This is a genomic window from Microbispora amethystogenes (assembly GCF_016863015.1).
GTDB lineage: Bacteria > Actinomycetota > Actinomycetes > Streptosporangiales > Streptosporangiaceae > Microbispora > Microbispora amethystogenes.
This window is the reverse complement of the sequence record NZ_BOOB01000010.1, coordinates 19,070-36,342: the sequence shown is the minus strand read 5'-3', so window position 1 is coordinate 36,342 and position 17,273 is coordinate 19,070. Positions and strand designations below refer to the sequence as shown.

Here is a 17,273-nt window from a genome sequence, read left to right as displayed (position 1 = left end):
CCCTCCATCATCCCGGCCGCCCGGGCGTCGTCGCACCCGCCGTATCGTGGTCCGATGCCGTACGAGCCGAGAGTCGTGGCCGGTGTCGAGATCACTCCCCTGTGCGACGCCGTGGGCCCGATGGGTCCCCCCATCCGCAAACCGCTGCCGGAGATGTTCCCCGGCTCGTCGTTCGGCCCCGACGAGGAGTGGGTGCTCCACTTCCACTGCTACCTGCTGCGGGCCGGGGGCCGTACGGTCCTGGTGGACACCGGCATCGGCGGCGCGGACTCACCCGCGACCTGGGCGCCCCTGCCCGGACGGCTGGGCGCGGAACTGGCCGCCGCCGGGGTCGCCCCGGCGGACGTCGACGTCGTGGTGGTGACCCACCTGCACAGCGACCACGCCGGCGGGTGCGTCGTGGACGGCGCCCCGGCCTACCCGAACGCCCGCTACGTGCTGCAGCGGGCGGAGGTCGAGTGGGCGTCCGGCCCGGTGCGCGAGCGGATCATCGCGCCGCTGGGGGAGAGCCTGGACGTGATCGACGGCGACGCCGAGGCCGTTCCCGGCGTCCGGGTGCTCCACGCCCCCGGGCACACGCCCGGCCACCAGTGCGTGGCGGTCGGAGACGTGCTGATCAGCGGCGACCTCCTGCACCACCCGGCGCAGCTCGCCGATCTCTCGATCCGCTACGTGTACGACGAGGATCCCGATCTCGCCGTACGGACGCGCCGTAACCTCCTCGCCCGCACCGCCGTCCTCGCCCCCGCCCACTTCCCCCAGCCCTTCATCGCTCTGCGTAATTAATCGATTACGTATCGCCAATCTTCTTGCTAGGCTCTTGGTCATGGCTGCACAACGTACGTACGCTCTGGTCGTGGGTGCCAAGGAGGAGCGCATCAACCTGCGCGTGGACGGGGAGACCAAACGGCTGCTGGAGAGCGCGAGCGAGGTCGCGGGGGACACCGTTTCCTCGTTCGTGCTCGGCGCCGCGACCACGGCCGCTCGCGAACTGCTGGCGGACCGCACGGGTTTCCGCCTCGACGAGGAGCAGTGGCGGGCCTTCGACACGGCTCTGTCCCGGGAGCCCCGTGACGTGCCGGGGCTGGCCGAGCTCATGCGAACCCCGACGCTGCTGGACGAGAACCCGTGAAGCTGTCGCAGGTGTCGTCCATCGCACGCGACGACGACCTCGACGGCTTCGATTGCGGCTCTCCCGCTCAGAGCGAGTGGCTGACACGCCATGCGCTGCAGGCGCACGCGAGCGGAGGGTGCCGTGTGTACGTCGTTCGCGACGCCGGGTCCGGCAGAGTGATGGGTTACTACGCGCTCGCGGCCGGGAGCGTCGGTTCGGCGGCGGCTCCCGCACGGCTGCTCAAGGGGGCAGGTCGTCGCGATCAGCCCGTCGTCATCCTGGCGCGGTTGGGTGTGGACAGGGCCGCACAGGGGATCGGACTGGGACGAGCGCTGGTGGTGGACGCCTTCCGCAGGGTGGCGCGGGTGGCCGACCAGATCGGTGTCCGAGCCATGCTCATCCACTGCGAGAGCGAGACGGCCCGGGCCTTCTACCTGCGGCTCGCCGCGTTCGAGCAGAGCCCGAGCGATCCGCTGCACCTCCTGCTGCTCATGAAGGACCTGCGGCGGGCACTCCCGGGCGGTTAGGCGGGGGCCGGGGTGGGGGTGAGGGGAGTGGAGGCGCGGCGGCGGGCGCGGGTGCGGTAGCGCATGACCTGGACGGCGCCGAGCAGCCAGATGGGGTACTGCACGGCGAAGGCCCAGCGGTAGCCGCCTTGGAGGTCCATCGTGACGCCGATAAGCGCGATCAGAGACATCGAGGCCGCGAAGCCGCCGCCGTTGACGATCCCGGTGGCGACGCCGATGCGTTCGGCGGGGTTGAAGGTCCTGGCGTACCCGAGGGTCCAGACGGGGGCGCGGCCGGGCCACAGCAGGACGAGCGTCCACGCGCCGGCCGTGGCACCGATGATCGTCAGCACCATCCACGAGCGGCGCAGCGGGAAGCGGCCGGCGAGGTGGCCGAGCAGCGGCCCGCAGGCCATGGCGAGCAGGGTCAGCGCGGTCAGCAGCGTCCCGGCCGTCCGGGGGGACAGGCCCTGGCCCTGCACCAGGTACGGATATCCCCACAGAAGGGTGAACGCCGCAGCCGACGACGAGGTGGCGGCGTGGGTCCACATGCCGAGGCGGGTGCCCGGCTCGGCCCAGGCGGCGCGCACTCCCGACGCCGCCGGAGCGCGTTCGGGCCGCCGGTCGCGCAGCCCGGCCGCGACGGCGACCAGGGCCACCCCGCCAAGGCCCGCCGCCCACAGGAAGGTCGGCGTCCAGCCGTACGCGTGCAGCGAGGTGATCAGCGGTACGGCCGACACGACCGCGCCGAACTGGCCGAGGATGCCGGTGAGCTGCACGATCAGCGGGTTGCGGCGGGGCGGGAACCAGACGTTGACCACCCGGATCACGCTGATGAACGTCATGGCGTCGCCGCAGCCGACCAGCACCCGCCCGGCGGCGGCCGTGGTGAGATCGGCCGAGACGGCGAACAGAAGCTGGCCGAGGGCCATCACCGCGGCGCCGGCGAGCAGCATCCGCCGGGAGCCCAGGCGGTCGACCAGCACTCCGACGGGGATCTGCATGGCCGCGTAGACGAGCAGTTGCAGCATCGCGAGGGTGGACAGCGCCGCCGACCCGACCCCGAACCTCGCCGCCGCGTCGATGCCGGTCAGGCCGACGCCGGGACGGCTGGGACCGTCCCGGCGCGGGCTTCGCGTGGGTCAGACGAGGGCGGGGACCCGCTCCTCGGGAGTCTCCGGGGCCTCCTCGGCCGCGTCGTCCCCGTGCGAAAGCCGAGGGAGCCAGCCGAGCCAGCGCGGCAGATACCAGTTCCAGTCGCCGAGCAGCTTCATCGTGGCCGGCAGCAGCACCGCCCGGACGATCGTCGCGTCGATCAGGACCGCCACCGCGAGGCCGATGCCCATCTGCATGAACGTCAGCAGCGACAGCGTGGCGAAGGTCGAGAACACCGCCACCATGATGAGCGCGGCGCTCGTCACGACGGCCGCCGTGCTCCTGATCCCGAACGCCACGGCGTCCTCGGTGCTCATGCCCTTGTCGTACGCCTCCCTGATCCGGCTGAGGATGAACACGTGGTAGTCCATCGACAGCCCGAAGAGGATCACGAACAGGAACAACGGCAGCCAGTTGGTGATCGCCCCGGTCGAGTGGAAGCCCAGCAGGCTCTCGCCGTACCCCTTCTGGAAGACCAGCACGAGCACGCCGTACGCCGCGGCGACGGACAGCAGGTTGAGCGCGATGGCCTTGACCGCCACGACCAGCGAGCGGAACGACACCAGCAGCAGCACGAAGGCCAGCAGCAGCACGAACGCGAACACCAGCGGGATCCTGCGGCCGAGTTGCTCGTTGAAGTCCATCGAGCCCGCGGTGTTGCCGGTGACGTGCGCGCCGGGGAGGGCGGCCGGCACGACCTCGTCGCGCAGCGTGCGGATCGCGTGCTCGGACACCTCGTCCGCGCCGGTGCCCTTGATGCCGATACTGATCTTCGCCACGGTCTTCGCGGGGTTGACGGCGACGGCGAAGGGCTCGTTGGCCTCACCGGTGGCGAGGGCCCGCCGCTTGAAGTCCTCGATCTTCGCGGTGAACGCGGGCGTCGTCACGTCGGCGGCCTCGACCACGACGACCGCGGGCTCGTTGCCGCCGGGGAACGCCTTGTCGATCCGCTTGAACGTCTCGGCGATCTGGTAGTCACCCTGCAGGTCGTCGATGGTCTGCGTGCCGGTCTTCAGCTGGAAGGCGGGGATCGCGAGGCCCACGAGCAGGCCGCCGGCGAGGAGCACCGAGACGAGCGGGTGGCGCAGCACCGGCCGCATGACCGCCCCCCAGACCCGGCTCTCGCCGCCGCGCACGCCGAGGATCCGGCGCCAGGTCACCCGGCCGCCGGTGACGACCCGTACGGCGCCGTGGACCAGCCGGGCGTCGATCTTGTCGCCGATCAGCGAGAGCAGGGCGGGCAGGACCGTCAGCGAGCCGACGACGGCCGTGAGCACCACGAGGATCGTGCCCTCGGCGAAGCCCATGAAGACGCCGTTGCCGGTGAGGAACATGCCCGCCATGGCGACGATGACGGTGATGCCGGAGATCAGCACGGCGCGTCCCGAGGTGGCCGCCGCGATCTCGATGGCCCGCTTCTTGCTCCGGCCCCTGGCCCGCTCCTCCCGTTCGCGCATGATGTAGAAGAGCGAGTAGTCCACCCCGACGGCGAGGCCGATGAGCAGCATGACGTTGCTCGTGGCGGAGTCGACGTGCAGGAGGTGGCTGGTGAAGGCCAGCAGGCCCGTAGCGGCGAAGATCGCGGTCATCGCGAGCGCGACCGGCACGATCGCCGCCAGCAGCGCGCCGAACGCGGCGAGCAGGATCCCGATCGTGATGGGCAGTGAAAGCTGCTCGGCACGGACGAAGTCCTTGTCGATCGCCTCACCGATCAGCTTGTCCGCGCTGGCCGATCCGGCCTCCTCCACGCGCAGGTCCGGATGCGCCCCCTGCACCCGGGCCACCGCGTCGAGCACCGGCTGGATCCGCTCCTCCGCCGTGCCGCCGTCGCCCTTCATGTCGAACTGCACCAGCGTCGTCCGCCGGTCCTGCGTCACCGGCGAGGGTTCCTTGTCGTACGGCGTGCGCACGTGCTCGACCTGGCCGGTGGCCTCGACGGCCTTCCTGACGTCCTCGACCGCCCGGCGGAAGGCCGGGTCGGCGATGGTCAGCGTCCCCGTACGCGACTGGACCAGCACGATCTCGCCGGCCACGTTCTTGAACCCCGCGCCGTCGAGGATCTGCTCCGCCTGGCGGGAGTCGCCGTTCGCGGATTCGTAGCCGCGCATCTCCACCGTGCCGGCGGCGTTGCCCGCGACCGTCGCCAGGGCGACGAACGCGATCCAGATGAGCAGCGCCGCCCAGCGGTGGCGCGCGCTCCAGCCACCGATGGCGGCGGCGATGTTCCTGCGGCCTCTCATGACCTCCCCTTTTCACGGACCTCTTCACGTCTGTCTCGACGGTAGAAGTCGATCAAGGGCGGTACATCGGGCGCGCAGACCAGATCGCGCGTACTGCCAGGGGCGTACGTTCCTCCTCCCCACGATCTAGGGGACGTCCCCGACTAGGCTCAGGGACATGCGATCGGAACTGCGGTGATACCGGCGGAGGCCTTCTACGCGGGCCTGTTCAAGGTGGCCGCCGCGGCGGCCGGGTTCGTCACCGATCCCTCGGGCCGGGTCCTGCTCGTCAAGCCGGGCTACCGCGACCACTGGGGCTGGCCGGGCGGGCACGTCGACGAGGGCGAGTCGCCCGAGGAGGCCTGCCGCCGGGAGCTGGCCGAGGAGCTGAGCCTGGTCCGGCCGGTGGGCCGCCTGCTCGTCGTCCACTGGGTGCCGCCGCTCGACGACCGGCCGGTTCCGCTGGTCCACTTCCTGTTCGACTGCGGGGTCGTGGAGGACGGCGCCGGCATGGTGCTCCAGGAGGAGGAGCTGGAGGACTACGGATTCTTCACCGCCGAGCAGGCCGCCCCTCTCCTCCCGGCGTACCTGCTGGCCCGGCTGACCGCCGCGGAGCGGGCGCGGGAGCACGGCACGACCGAGTACCTCTGCGGCTCCGTCCTCGAATAGTTCTCCTCCGCGTGGAAATGGGGTGGGCGAACGGAACGACGAGCGCGAGTGACGGAAGCGGGACGGTGTGGCATGGGTGATCCGGAGCTCAAGAAGGAGCTTGAGGAGCTGGACGCGCAGATCGAGCGCATGCGCAAGGAGAGCGCGCAGATGCGCGAGGAGATCGGGCAGAGCTGGGACGCGCCGACCGACATGGCCGAGCGGGCCACCCTGCTGACCAACGTCGAACAGCTGGAGGCGCTGATCGACGACCTGCAGGTCAGGCGCGAGCAGATCCTGCGGCGGATGGGCTCCGCCTGAGCGACGGCCGCGCCCACCTCTCCGGCCGAGCGGGGAAAGTACGCTGGTAGAGGCCACTGGCGTACGGACGACGGGGGCGGCATGGGCGTCATGACCGCTGGGGGACCGGGAGGCGCGAGCTTCGTCGGGCGCGGGCCCGAGCTGGCCGAGATCGGGCGCCTGCTGGGGACCGCCCGCGTGGTCACCGTGGTGGGCGTGGGCGGCGTCGGCAAGACCCGCCTCGCCCTGCGGGCGGCCGAGGAGGCCGGCGGGAGCTTCCCCGGCGGCGTCCGGCTGGCCGAGCTCGCCGCCCTGGAGGACCCCGCGCTGCTGGCGCACGCCGTGGGCGACGCCCTGCCGGTCGCGGGTCACTCGGCCAGGCCGCCGCTGGAGGCGGTGATCGACAGGCTGCGCGGCGGGCCGGCCCTGGTCGTGCTCGACAACTGCGAGCACCTCCTTCCCGGGTGCGCGCCGTTCGTGGACACGCTGGTCCGCGCGCTTCCCGAGCTGCGGGTCCTGGCCACCGGCAGGCGGCCGCTCGGCCTTCCGGGCGAGCGGGTCGTCGAACTCGCCCCGCTCCCGGAGCCGGACGCGGTGCGGCTGTTCGCGGATCGCGCCGCCGCCGTCGCGCCGGGGTTCGAGGGCGCAGGGCCCGAGACGGCCGAGATCTGCCGCCGCCTCGGCGGGCTGCCCCTGGCGATCGAGATGACCGCCGTACGGCTGCGCGACCTGACAGCGCGGCAGGTGCTGCGGGGGCTGGACGACCGGCTCCGGCACGGGCGCGTGCCGCAGGCGCTGTTCGAGTGGAGCCACGACCTGTGCACACCCGGGGAACGGCTGCTGTGGCGGCGGGTCTCCGTCTTCAGCGGTGGCGTGGACCTGGAGGCGGCCGAGCACGTGTGCGCCGGGGACGGCATCGCCCGGGAGGACGTGCCCGCGCTGGTCGCCGGTCTGGTGGGCGCGTCGGTCCTGCGCCCCTGTGAACACGACGGCGTGGTCCGCTACCACCTCCAGGACACGGTCCGGGCGTTCGGCCGTGCGCTGCTGGCGGCGTCCGGCGAGGAGGCGGCGTTGCGCCGGCGGCACCGCGACTACTACCGCCGGATCACCTCGCGGGCCTGGGCGGAGCCCTCCGGCGTAGCGCAGAGGTCCTGGACGGAGCGTCTCCGGCGCGAGCACGCCGACCTGCGTACGGCGCTGGACTGGTCGCTGCGCGAGCCGGGAGGGGCCGAGACGGCCCTGACGATGATCGCGGAGCTGCTGTACCACTGGAGCGGTCACCACCTGCCGGAGGGGGCGGGCTGGTTCGACCGGGGCCTGGCCGCCCAGACGGATCCGGGGGAGGCGCGCGCCCACGGCCTGTGGGCGGGGGCCTGGATCGCCCTGCTCGCCGGGGACCGCGCCACCGCGACCGCCCGGCTGGAGGAGGCCGGGACGATCGCCGGACGGCTCGGCCTGCGCGGGATCCGCGGCCACGTCGCGTTCCTCACCGGCATGACCGCCGTCCGCGGGGGTGACCTGCGCACCGGCATGCGGTGGTACGAGGAGGCCGTACGGGCCCACCGCGCCGTCGGCGACCCTGTCGGCCTCGCGCTCGCCCTCAGCCGGCTCGCCCTGGCGCACGCGTCCCTCGGCCGCGCCGCGGCCCGCGACCTCGCCGAGGAGTGCGTGGCCCTGTGCGACCTGTACGGCGAGGGCCGGCACCGGGCGTACGCGTTGCTCGCGCTGTCGATCTCCGCCTGGCGCCGGGGCGACACGCGGGCGGCCGTGGAGCACGGCGACGAGAGCCTGCGGCACAGCGCCCTGCTGGACGACCGGCTCGGCCTGGGCGTGAACCTGGAGGCCCGCGCCTGGTTCGCGGCGGGAGCGCGCGACCACGAGCGGGCGGCCCGGCTGCTCGGCGCGGCCGATGCCGTCTGGGCGGCCGCCGGGTCGCGGATGGGGGAGTTCGGCTACCTGAGCCGCTTCCGCGACGCGTGCGTGGCGGCCGTCCGTACGGGGCTCGGCGAGGCCGCTTTCCGGGCCACGCTCGCCCGGGGCGCGGCCATGCCGCCGGGCGAGGCGGTCGCGTACGCCCTGACGGACAGGCTGCCCGCCGCCCAGGCGCCCGGGAAGATCGGGCCGCTGACCCGCAGGGAGACCGAGATCGCGCGGCTGGTGGCGGAAGGCCTGAGCAATAAGGACATCGCGGGCAGGCTGGTCATCTCGCAGCGCACCGCCGAGGGCCACATCGAGCACATCCTCGACAAGCTGGGGTTCAGTTCACGGGTCCAGGTCGCTGCCTGGGTCAACGGGAGGACGGCCGTCTGAGGACGGGTTCATCCGGGTCCCGTCGAGGCGGGGGCCGGTTACTAGAGTTGCGTCATGAGTCCCAGGATCGCGACCGCCGAGACCGTCTCCCGTGAACAACTGCTCGACTTCGTCCGTGACCGCCACAAGGCCATCCTGATCACGACGAGAAGCGGCGGCGGGCCGCAGGCGTCCCCGGTGTCCTGCGGCGTCGACCCCGAGGGGCGCATCGTCGTCTCGACGTATCCCGAGCGGGCCAAGACCCGCAACGCCCGCCGCGACCCCCGCGTCAGCGTGGTCGTGCTGTCGGACGACTTCGACGGGCCGTGGGTGCAGGTGGACGGCGCCGCCGAGGTGCTCGACCTGCCCGACGCCCTTGAGCCGCTGGTCGAGTACTACCGGTCGATCTCGGGTGAGCACCCCGACTGGGAGGAGTATCGCGCGGCGATGGTCCGGCAGGGCAAGTCGCTGCTGCGGATCACCCCGATCTCCTGGGGTCCGGTGGCCACTGGCGGGTTCCCGCCGCGCCTGGCCTGACCGGCCCCGCCGCGCGGTACTCCCCCGGGCTGATGCCGTAGCAGCGGACGAACCAGCGCGGCGCACGAGCGTACAAGACCCGGTGTCGCGGTCCCGGCCAGCCTGGACCCATGCGTTTCACCACCAAGATCGGCATAGTCGTGCGCGGGGACCTGGCCGACTGGCAGAAGCTCAACGTGACGGCGTTCCTGGCGAGCGCGGTCGCCGGGGGAGTCCCCGAGGTGATCGGCGAGCCGTACGAGGACGGCTCGGGCACCTCCTACCTGCCCATGTTCCGCCAGCCCGTCCTCGTCTACGCGGCGGACGCGGCGGAGCTGGCCCGGGTGCGCGACCGCGCCGTCGAACGGGGGCTCGACGTCGCCGTCTACATCGAGGAGATGTTCAAGACCGGCAACGACGCGGACAACCGCGCCGCCGTACGGGCCGTGACGGCCGGGGAGATGTCACTCGTCGGCCTGGCCGTGTACGGACCCAGGAACGCCGTCGACAAGACGCTCAAGGGGCTCGCCCTGCACGCCTAAGCGCGCGGGGGGAGGCCGAACAGGGGCAGGCAGGGGTCGAGGCCGTGGATCTCGAACCCCGCCCGGGCCGTCCAGTCCTCGCGGGCCAGCCGCACCCGCTGCTGCTGAGCCGCCCCGTCCCGGCGCCGGTGCACCTCGATGCCGTCGTCGCGGTAGCCGAGCTTGCGCGACACGGCGAGCGACCGCGGGTTGTCGACGAAGGCGGACGACGTCGCGTGGCGCGCCCCGAGCCCGGCGAACGCGAGGTGCAGGACGGCGGCGCGCATCTCGGTGCCGATGCCCTTGTCCTGGAAGCGCAGGCCCAGCCAGGAACCGGTGGAGATCTCCCCGGTGTACGCGAAGTCGCGGCCCGCCATCCCCTGCGTGCCGACGATCTGGCCCTCCCAGGCGACGACGAAGCTGCAACTCCAGTTGTCGGGCGACCAGGTGCCCCACTGCCGGAAGTGAATCTGGACGGTCGAGCGGGCGCGCTCGTCCGGCGGGGCGTCCGTCCACGGCACGCCGAACGGCATCCCCCCGGGCTCGTGGACGCCCTCCGCCGCGCGGTCGGCGAGCGCGTCGAGGTCGTCCAGGGTCGGCAGCCGGAGTTCCAGCCGGGGAGTCGTCACCCTGAGCGCGAAGAGCGGCCAGTGTCGCATGCGCCGATCCTGACAAGACCCTGCGCCTCGCCGCACCCCGATTTCCGCGAACGGCCTTCCACGGGCCTCGGAGTGATCGCGACCGCCGCGGACCCGGAACGAGGCGCTCTGATTCGGCTCTGGTTCGGCTCTGATGCGGCTCTGATGTGCGCCTCCTACCGTCGGCGGGCGTGAGGCCGGTGGCGCACCGGCACCCGCGCCGCGGCCGACGGCGTCGTCGCCGCGGCAGGGCGCCCGCGAGACGAAGGAGCCGGACGTGCACGATCCCGTCGCACCCCCCTTGCCCGCCGAGCCCGCCAAGACCGAGACCGAGGCAGAGGGCGGGGTGTTTCCGCAGGTCCTCCTGGACGCGCTGCGGAGCGCGCCCGGTAGCCCGGCCTTCGAACAGGGGGACAGGACCGTCTCCCGGAGTGAGCTGCTCGACCTGATCGGGCGCATGGCCGTGGCGATGCGGGAGGCGGGCCTCGGCCCCGGCCGGGGCGTCGCCGTACGGACCGGGGTGACGCCAGAGGCGTTCGCCGCCCAGATCGCCGCGCACGTGCTGGGCTGCCGCGTCGTGGCCGTGAAGCCCGGATACACGCCCCGCCAGCTCGCGCACGTCCTCGGGCCGGGAGTCGGGGCGGGAGTCGGGGCGGGAGTGGACACTGGAGTCGACACTGGAGTCGACGCGGTGGTCGTCGACCCGGCGTCCGCGACCCCGGACGTGCTGGGCGCGGCCGGGGCGGCCACGGTGCTGTCGCTCGGTCCCCTCGCCGGTGTGCCCGCCGCCGTCGACATCCTCGCCGCACCCGGAGGAGGCGGCAGCCCGATCCCCGCCGTCACGGCGCGTCCGGACGACGTGGCCCTGCTGACCTTCACCAGCGGCAGCACCGGCGAGCCGAAGGGCTGCGTGCTCAGCTATCGCGGCCTCGGCGCGCACTGGTCCTGGCCCCGCGTCTGGTCGTCGGTCGAGCCCGGCTTCGCCGGCAGGTTCGGGCGGCACATGCTGTTCGGCACCCTGGCCAGCCAGGTGGTGCTGGACTTCCTGGCGCCGTGCCTGCTCGGCGGCGGCACCGCGGTCATCCCGGAGGACGACGGCCGGCCGCTGTTCCCGTACGCGGTCGAGCGTCACCGCATCACCAGCGCCATCGTCACTCCGCCCCGGCTGTGCCAGATGCTCGACCTGCTCCGCGAGGAGCGGGCCGACGTCGGCAGCCTGCGCATGCTGATGGTCGCCGGATCGCCCATCAGCCCGCACCGGATGCGGGAGGCGGCGGACCGGCTCGGTCCCGTCGTCTATCAGGGGTACGGCGCGACCGAGGCCGGGATGATCACGATCCTCAACCCCGGCGACCTCGGCCGCGCGCCGGACTCCGTCGGCCGTGCCCACCCCAGCGTCGAGATCAGCGTGCGCGACGAGGAGGGCCGCCCGGTCGGGACGGGACGCACGGGTGAGGTCCACGTGCGCAGCCCCTTCCTGATGACGGGCTACTGGGGACAGCCGGAGGAGACCCGCGACGTGCTGCGGGACGGCTGGCTGCGCACCCGCGACCTCGGCCGCCTCGACGACGCGGGCCTGCTCTATCTGGCCGGCCGGACCAGGGACGTCGTCATCGTCAACGCGATCGTCGTCTACGCCGGGCCCATCGAGCGGGTGCTGGCCGGGCACCCGGACGTGGCCGAGGCGTACGTGACCGGCGCGCCGGACGAGCGGACCGGGGAGGCCGTCCACGCCTTCGTCGTCCCCGTGCCCGGCCGCGCGCCGGACCCCGCCGTCCTCACCGCCCTGGTCCGCGCCGAACTCGGTGCGGACAGCGTGCCCCGGACGATCACGACGGTGCCCGGCGTGCCGGTCGCGGCCAGCGGCAAACCGGACAAGCGCGCCCTGCTGGAGCGGCACCCGCCGGTAGCGCTCTGAGAGATTTCTGAGAATCCCCCGCCAACACTGGTGAAACTTCAACCACCCAGCGAGGGAGGCGGCAGTGCCGGAAGAGACCCTTGACTACCTGGTGATCGGCGCCGGACCGGCGGGCCTGCAGATGGGCCATTTCCTGCACCGGGCGGGGCGGAGCTACCGGATCCTGGAGGCGACGCCCGCGCCGGGCGCGTTCTTCCGGACCTTCCCCCGCCACCGGAAGCTGATCTCCATCAACAAGAAGTACACCGGCTGGGACGACCCGGAGCTCAACCTCCGGATGGACTGGAACTCGCTGCTGTCCGACGACCCCCGGCTCCTGTTCACCCACTACAGCGACCGCTACTTCCCCGACGCCGACGACATGGTTCGCTACCTGGAGGACTTCGCCGCCACCCAGGAGTCGCACATCACGTACGACGCGCGGGTCGCCGAGGTCGCGCGCCCGGACGCCGGCGGCCCGTTCACGGTGACCGACGAGCGCGGCCGGACATACCAGGCCCGGCGGGTGATCGTCGCGACGGGGGTCACCCGGCCCAACGTCCCGCCGATCCCCGGCGTCGAGACCGCCGAGCAGTACGGCGACGTCTCCGTCGATCCCGCCGACTACACGAACAAGCGGGTGCTGATCATCGGCAAGGCCAACTCGGCCTTCGAGACCGCCGACAACCTCATCGAGACGGCCGCGGTCATCCACGTGGCCGGGCCGCACTCGGTCAAGCTGGCCTGGCGGACCCACTTCGTCGGGCACCTGCGCGCGTACAACAACAACTTCCTCGACACCTATCAGCTCAAGCTGCAGAACGCCGTGCTGGACGGCGACGTCCGGCGCATCGAGCGCCGGGCCGACGGCTCCTACCTGGTCACCGTGGCCTTCGTCCGGGCCGACGAGGTCACCAAGGACATCCCGTACGACCGGGTGATCGTCTGCACCGGATTCCGGTTCGACCCCTCGATCTTCGCTCCCGAATGCCGGCCGGAGCTGGCGATCAACGACAGGTTCCCGGCGCTGACCCCGGCGTTCGAGTCGGTCAACGTGCCGGATCTCCACTTCGCCGGGACGATCACTCAGTCGCGCGACTTCAAGCGGGGGACCAGCGGGTTCATCCACGGGTTCCGGTACGGCGTGCGCGCCCTGCACCGGGCCCTGGAGGCGCGGTACCACGGCGTGGAGTGGCCGGGCCGCGACCTGCCCGCCGAGCCCGGCGCGCTCGCGGCGGCCGTGCTCGAACGGGTCAACCGCAGTTCGGCGCTGTGGCAGCAGTTCGGGGTGCTGGCCGACGTCATCGTGCCCGACGGCCGCGGCGGCGCGCGCTACCTGGAGGAGGTGCCGCTCGACCTGCAGGGGCCACCGGTCGGCGACCAGGGCCACTTCGCCGTCACACTGGAGTACGGCCCCGGCCACGACCAGGTGGACCCCTTCGACATCTCGGTGGGGCGGATCACCCAGAGCGACGCGGAGCGCGCGCACGAGGGCCACTACCTCCACCCCGTGGTGCGCCGCTTCCGGAACGGCGTGGTGGAGGCGGTCCACCACGTCACCGAGAACCTGGAGAACGACTGGACGTCCGAGCAGGTGCATCTCAATCCGCTGCGGGACTTCTTCCAGCACCACAGCATCGCGGTCTCGGTGTGACGACCGTGCTCGCGACCATCGGGGAGTACGAGGCGGCGGCCCGCGACCGCCTCGCCCCCGCCCACTACGACTACTTCGCCGGCGGGGCCGGCGAGGAGATCACCCTGCGCGCCAACGAGACGGCGTTCGCCCGGCTCGCGCTGCTGCCGCGCGTGTTGCGCGGCGCGGGGAGCCCCCGGACCGGGGTCACCCTGCTCGGCAGCTCCCTGGCCATGCCCGTGCTGGTGGCGCCGACCGCGTTCCACCGGCTGGCCGATCCCGAGGGCGAGCGGGCCACGGCCCGCGCGGCGGCCACCGCGGGCACCGTCATGATCGTGAGCATGGCCTCGACCATGGCCGTCGAGGACGTCGCGTCCGCCGCGTCGGGCGTGACCCTGTGGTTCCAGCTCTACCTCCAGCCGGACATGGACTTCACCGAGGCGATCGTCCGGCGGGCGGAGGCGGCCGGCTGCGCGGCGCTGGTCGTCACGGTCGACTCCCCAGCCCGGGGGCGGCGGGACCGGGACGCCCGCAACGGCTTCGACGACCTGCCCGACGGCATGTGCTGCGAGAACCTGCGCGACGGCGACCGGGTGCGGTCCATCGTCATGTCGCCGGAGATCGGCTGGGAGCACGTCGACCTGCTGCGGCGGATGACCCGGCTGCCGATCGTGCTCAAGGGCGTCACCCACCCCGCCGACGCCTGCCTCGCCCTCGACCACGGCGTGTCGGCGTTGTACGTGTCGAACCACGGCGGACGGCAGCTCGACACCGTCCCGGCCGCCGTCGACCTGCTGCCGGCGATCGCCGCCGCCGTCGGCGGCGCCGTACCCGTGCTGGTGGACGGCGGGATCCGGCGCGGCACCGACGTGGTGAAGGCGCTGGCACTCGGCGCGTCCGCCGTCGCGGTGGGCCGTCCGGTGATCTGGGGCCTCGCGGCGGACGGCGAGCGCGGCGCGGCCCGCGTGCTCGGGCTGCTCCGCGACGAGATCGAGCACGCGCTCGCCCTGTGCGGCGTCGCCTCCGTACGGGACCTCGGACCCGACCTGGTGCGGCCGTGCTGACCGCGCTGTGGGCGGCGGCCGCGGCCCTCGTCGTGATCAGCCTGCCCCGGTGGCTCCCCGGGCGGGTCGTCGCGGTGCGCGGGTGGGTCTTCACCCGGATCAACGGCGACGAGAGCATCCCGGTCCCGGGAGACCTCGTCGGCGTCGATCGGTTCAGGGAGGTCTACTCCCACCCGGCGGCCTCCGGCCGCAGCAGGGGCGCCGCCCTGTCGGATCTGTTCTGGTACTGGCTGTCGCCGGGGCCCGAGATGCACCAGGAACATCTGGAGGAGGGAGAGCGCTACGACGCCGTCGCCCTGGCCACCCGCCGGATCCTGTCCGTGCCGCGGGCGCGGGCCGAGGCGCTCACCCGCCGCTGTGTCACCCGTACGCTGCGGGATGGGCAGGGGCGGGAGAGGCGCGGCGTGGTCCGGCTGCGCGACCTGATGATGCCGGCGTGGGCCGAGTTCTCCTACGAGCTCGTCTTCGGCGAGGAGTGCCCGCCGTACGCCCGCGACCTGATCGTCGGCAACGCGGACGACGTCGTGACCGCCCTGAAGTGCTGCGGCCTGCGGCACATGGACCGGCGCGACCGGCTGACCGCGTATCTCGTCGAGTCACTGCCACGGGTGCGGCAGGAACTCCCGCCCGGCCTGACGGACCGGGAGCAGGCGCTGTATCTCCAGGGCACCTTCTTCAACACCGCCGTGGTGCAGATGTCGGAGGCCACGGCGCACGTGCTGATGGCCCTCGCGCAGCATCCGGAGGTCCAGGACAGGGCGCGGGGCGGCGACGACCGCTACCTCGACCAGGTGATCTCGGAGACGCTGCGGCTCTATCCGCTCTTCGGCATCGCGCACCGCGTCACCACCGGCGACATCCCCCTCGGGGAGGGGTCCGCGATCCCGGCCGGCTCGGTGCTGTGCTTCGACTACCCCTCCTTCCACCGCGCCGGTTTCCCCGATCCGGAGCGCTTCGATCCGGAGCGCTTCGCCCCCGGCCACGCCCCGGTCCGGGAGCTCAACCACATCCCGTTCGGCATGCCGGCGAACCGTCCCTGCCCGGCCTGGCGGCTCGCTCCCCTGATGATGCGGGTCGCGGTGCGGGAGACCCTCCGGGCGTACCGGCTCGACTCCACCGCCGCCCACACCCGGTCCCTGCCCAACCGGGGACCCTGCCTTCTCACCCCCCTGGGGGCCCCGCGCGGGCCCGGACACCGCCTGACGTTGCTGTTCATGCGGTTCAGGGACGACTGGGAGAACCTCTGGCGCAGTCTTGTGCAGCTCGTCCTCGGCACCTACATGGTCTGGGACGCGCGGAGGCTGCGACTGTGCGAGCGCCACTTCGCCGATCTTCCCGGCGACGCCATCCGATCATGAGCTGCTGAGGAGCACGTCATGTTCGTCCCGGCCCTTTCCCTGGCGGCCGCCCCCGCCACCGACCACAACCTCCAACTGGTCCTCAAGGTGCTGCCGGCCCTGGCCGTCATCCTGCTGGCCGCGGCGGTGTGCGGCCGCCTGGCCACCATGGTGATGCAGCCGCGCGTCGTCGGCGAGATGGTCGCCGGTGTCCTGCTCGGGCCGACGCTGCTCGGCGCGCTGTTCCCCGACGCCCAGGCGGCGTTGTTCCCCGCCGACGTCCGACCCGTCCTGTACGTGCTCAGCACCATCGGCCTGACGTTGTACATGTTCCTCGTCGGAGCCGGGATCGACCACGACGCCCGCGCCCCGGGCGAGCTGCGCAAGGCGAGCGTGCTGGCGGCGTCGGGGATCGGCTCCCCGATGATCCTCGGCGTCGGCGCCGGGCTCCTCATGTGGGGCCAGCTCTCCCGCCCCGACGTCGGCCGGCTGGAGTTCGCCCTGTTCCTCGGGGGAGCGCTGTCGCTCACCGCGTTCCCCATGCTCGCGCGGATCCTGTACGAGCGCGGGCTGCAGAACACGCGTGTCGGCCGGCTCACCCTGCTGGCCGCCTCCATCGACGACGCCGTGGCGTGGTGCCTGCTCGCGGCGCTGTCGGCGGTGCATCTGGGCGGCGGCCCGGCCGACACGCTGCGCACCATCGCCCTGACGGCGGGGTTCGCGGCCGTGATGCTCCTGGTGGTGGCCCGGCTGCTGCGTCCGCTGGGCCGCCAGGTCGCCCGCACCGGGCAGTTCGGCGCGGGCGCCGTCTACGTGGTCGTCCTGGTGCCGCTCACCGCCGGGTTCATCACCGACGCGATCGGCGTCTACTCGGTGTTCGGCGGCTTCATCGCCGGGCTCGCCATGCCGCGCGAGCCGGCGTTCCGCGCCGCCCTGCACAGCCGGATGATGGACGTCGTCTCGACCCTGCTGCTCCCCGTCTTCTTCGCGTTCTCCGGGCTGAACACCCATCTCGCGGGCATCGCCGGAGGTCCCGCGCTGCTGGCGTTCGCGGTGATCCTGGCGGCGGCCTTCTGCGGGAAGTACTTCGGCTGCTCCCTCGCGACGAGGGCGATGGGCTTCGGCTGGCGCGAGTCCTGGGCGGTGGGCGCGATGATGAACGCCCGCGGGCTGATGATCCTCATCTTCATCAACATCGGCCTGGCCCAGGGCATGATCACGCAGGAGGTCTTCGCGATGCTCGTCCTCGTGGCCGTGATCACCACCGCGGGCGCCATGCCGCTCTACAAACTGGCGCTTCCGGAGCGCCTGGAGCGGGTGCGCGCGGCGGAGGCGGAGAGCGTGGCCGGGCGCGAGCGGGCGGCCGCCTGAGACCGGTTTCAGCTACTTTCACGTTTCGGTCGCGAGGCGGCCGGGGGAAACCCGCTGAAACCGCA

Annotated in this window: 16 protein-coding genes; 13 read left to right on the top strand and 3 right to left on the bottom strand. The window is 72.7% G+C overall.

Annotated features, from left to right (window positions below; genetic code table 11):
• The first annotated feature begins 54 nt into the window (after positions 1-54).
• Genes Mam01_RS07860 through Mam01_RS07850 form a run of 3 tightly spaced genes read left to right on the top strand, consistent with a single transcriptional unit; the run spans position 55 to position 1,641 of the window.
• Positions 55-786: an MBL fold metallo-hydrolase gene (locus tag Mam01_RS07860; RefSeq protein WP_204284738.1), complete on the top strand. Its 732-nt coding sequence runs from the start codon at positions 55-57 to the stop codon at positions 784-786.
• Positions 787-826: 40 nt separating this feature from the next.
• Positions 827-1,132, top strand: coding sequence for a type II toxin-antitoxin system TacA family antitoxin (locus Mam01_RS07855; RefSeq protein WP_150933880.1), 306 nt, complete (start codon positions 827-829; stop codon positions 1,130-1,132).
• On the top strand, positions 1,129-1,641 hold the full coding sequence (locus Mam01_RS07850) for a GNAT family N-acetyltransferase (protein ID WP_204284737.1): 513 nt from the start codon (positions 1,129-1,131) through the stop codon (positions 1,639-1,641). The genes Mam01_RS07855 and Mam01_RS07850 overlap by 4 nt, the downstream gene beginning before the upstream one ends.
• Here the strand turns inward: Mam01_RS07850 and Mam01_RS07845 are convergent.
• Together Mam01_RS07845 and Mam01_RS07840 are read right to left on the bottom strand one after the other, a co-directional pair.
• Complete coding sequence (locus Mam01_RS07845; RefSeq protein ID WP_275408915.1) at positions 1,638-2,714, bottom strand: MFS transporter; 1,077 nt, start codon at positions 2,712-2,714, stop codon at positions 1,638-1,640. The genes Mam01_RS07850 and Mam01_RS07845 overlap by 4 nt on opposite strands.
• A 48-nt stretch (positions 2,715-2,762) precedes the next feature.
• The gene (locus tag Mam01_RS07840) at positions 2,763-5,015 is read right to left on the bottom strand and encodes an MMPL family transporter (protein ID WP_204284735.1); all 2,253 of its coding nucleotides are present in this window, start codon (positions 5,013-5,015) and stop codon (positions 2,763-2,765) included.
• A 174-nt stretch (positions 5,016-5,189) separates the two neighbouring features.
• On the opposite strand from Mam01_RS07840, the gene Mam01_RS07835 reads away from it, so the two are divergent.
• The 5 genes from Mam01_RS07835 to Mam01_RS07815 all read left to right on the top strand — a co-directional run bounded on the left by Mam01_RS07835 (position 5,190) and on the right by Mam01_RS07815 (position 9,289).
• Positions 5,190-5,663, top strand: a complete 474-nt coding sequence (locus Mam01_RS07835; RefSeq protein ID WP_225311461.1) for an NUDIX domain-containing protein — start codon at positions 5,190-5,192, stop codon at positions 5,661-5,663.
• 72 nt (positions 5,664-5,735) lie between these two features.
• The gene (locus Mam01_RS07830) at positions 5,736-5,963 is read left to right on the top strand and encodes a hypothetical protein (protein WP_204284734.1); all 228 of its coding nucleotides are present in this window, start codon (positions 5,736-5,738) and stop codon (positions 5,961-5,963) included.
• Between the two features lie 90 nt (positions 5,964-6,053).
• Positions 6,054-8,252 (top strand): ATP-binding protein, encoded by a 2,199-nt coding sequence (locus Mam01_RS07825; protein WP_204284733.1) that lies wholly within the window; start codon positions 6,054-6,056, stop codon positions 8,250-8,252.
• Between the two features lie 54 nt (positions 8,253-8,306).
• On the top strand, positions 8,307-8,768 hold the full coding sequence (locus Mam01_RS07820; protein WP_150933887.1) for a PPOX class F420-dependent oxidoreductase: 462 nt from the start codon (positions 8,307-8,309) through the stop codon (positions 8,766-8,768).
• A 110-nt stretch (positions 8,769-8,878) separates the two neighbouring features.
• The gene (locus Mam01_RS07815; RefSeq protein WP_204284732.1) at positions 8,879-9,289 is read left to right on the top strand and encodes a DUF2000 domain-containing protein; all 411 of its coding nucleotides are present in this window, start codon (positions 8,879-8,881) and stop codon (positions 9,287-9,289) included.
• Here the strand turns inward: Mam01_RS07815 and Mam01_RS07810 are convergent.
• Positions 9,286-9,927, bottom strand: a complete 642-nt coding sequence (locus Mam01_RS07810; protein WP_204284731.1) for a GNAT family N-acetyltransferase — start codon at positions 9,925-9,927, stop codon at positions 9,286-9,288. The genes Mam01_RS07815 and Mam01_RS07810 overlap by 4 nt on opposite strands.
• Positions 9,928-10,183: 256 nt before the next feature.
• Between Mam01_RS07810 and Mam01_RS07805 the strand changes: the two genes are divergently transcribed.
• The 5 genes from Mam01_RS07805 (at position 10,184) to Mam01_RS07785 (ending at position 17,208) form a co-directional block, all read left to right on the top strand.
• Entirely contained in the window at positions 10,184-11,824 is a 1,641-nt protein-coding gene (locus Mam01_RS07805) for a class I adenylate-forming enzyme family protein (protein ID WP_204284730.1), read from the top strand.
• Positions 11,825-11,888: 64 nt separating this feature from the next.
• The gene (locus Mam01_RS07800; protein ID WP_239101125.1) at positions 11,889-13,457 is read left to right on the top strand and encodes an NAD(P)-binding domain-containing protein; all 1,569 of its coding nucleotides are present in this window, start codon (positions 11,889-11,891) and stop codon (positions 13,455-13,457) included.
• Positions 13,454-14,500 (top strand): alpha-hydroxy acid oxidase, encoded by a 1,047-nt coding sequence (locus tag Mam01_RS07795; protein WP_204284729.1) that lies wholly within the window; start codon positions 13,454-13,456, stop codon positions 14,498-14,500. The genes Mam01_RS07800 and Mam01_RS07795 overlap by 4 nt, the downstream gene beginning before the upstream one ends.
• Complete coding sequence (locus tag Mam01_RS07790; RefSeq protein ID WP_204284728.1) at positions 14,494-15,858, top strand: cytochrome P450; 1,365 nt, start codon at positions 14,494-14,496, stop codon at positions 15,856-15,858. Before Mam01_RS07795 ends, Mam01_RS07790 begins: the two co-directional genes overlap by 7 nt.
• A gap of 18 nt (positions 15,859-15,876) precedes the next feature.
• A complete protein-coding gene (locus tag Mam01_RS07785; protein WP_191910105.1) occupies positions 15,877-17,208 on the top strand; it encodes a cation:proton antiporter domain-containing protein in 1,332 nt (443 codons plus the stop codon).
• Positions 17,209-17,273 lie beyond the last annotated feature (65 nt).

Excerpts from the sequence above, each read along its gene's own strand:
- Mam01_RS07815 (WP_204284732.1), top strand. The coding sequence starts at position 8,879 with ATGCGTTTCACCACCAAGATCGGCATAGTCGTGCGCGGGGACCTGGCC.
- Mam01_RS07855 (WP_150933880.1), top strand. The coding sequence starts at position 827 with ATGGCTGCACAACGTACGTACGCTCTGGTCGTGGGTGCCAAGGAGGAG.
- Mam01_RS07810 (WP_204284731.1), bottom strand. The coding sequence starts at position 9,927 with ATGCGACACTGGCCGCTCTTCGCGCTCAGGGTGACGACTCCCCGGCTG.
- Mam01_RS07830 (WP_204284734.1), top strand. The coding sequence starts at position 5,736 with ATGGGTGATCCGGAGCTCAAGAAGGAGCTTGAGGAGCTGGACGCGCAG.
- Mam01_RS07785 (WP_191910105.1), top strand. The coding sequence starts at position 15,877 with ATGTTCGTCCCGGCCCTTTCCCTGGCGGCCGCCCCCGCCACCGACCAC.
- Mam01_RS07860 (WP_204284738.1), top strand. The coding sequence starts at position 55 with ATGCCGTACGAGCCGAGAGTCGTGGCCGGTGTCGAGATCACTCCCCTG.
- Mam01_RS07825 (WP_204284733.1), top strand. The coding sequence starts at position 6,054 with ATGACCGCTGGGGGACCGGGAGGCGCGAGCTTCGTCGGGCGCGGGCCC.
- Mam01_RS07820 (WP_150933887.1), top strand. The coding sequence starts at position 8,307 with ATGAGTCCCAGGATCGCGACCGCCGAGACCGTCTCCCGTGAACAACTG.
- Mam01_RS07840 (WP_204284735.1), bottom strand. The coding sequence starts at position 5,015 with ATGAGAGGCCGCAGGAACATCGCCGCCGCCATCGGTGGCTGGAGCGCG.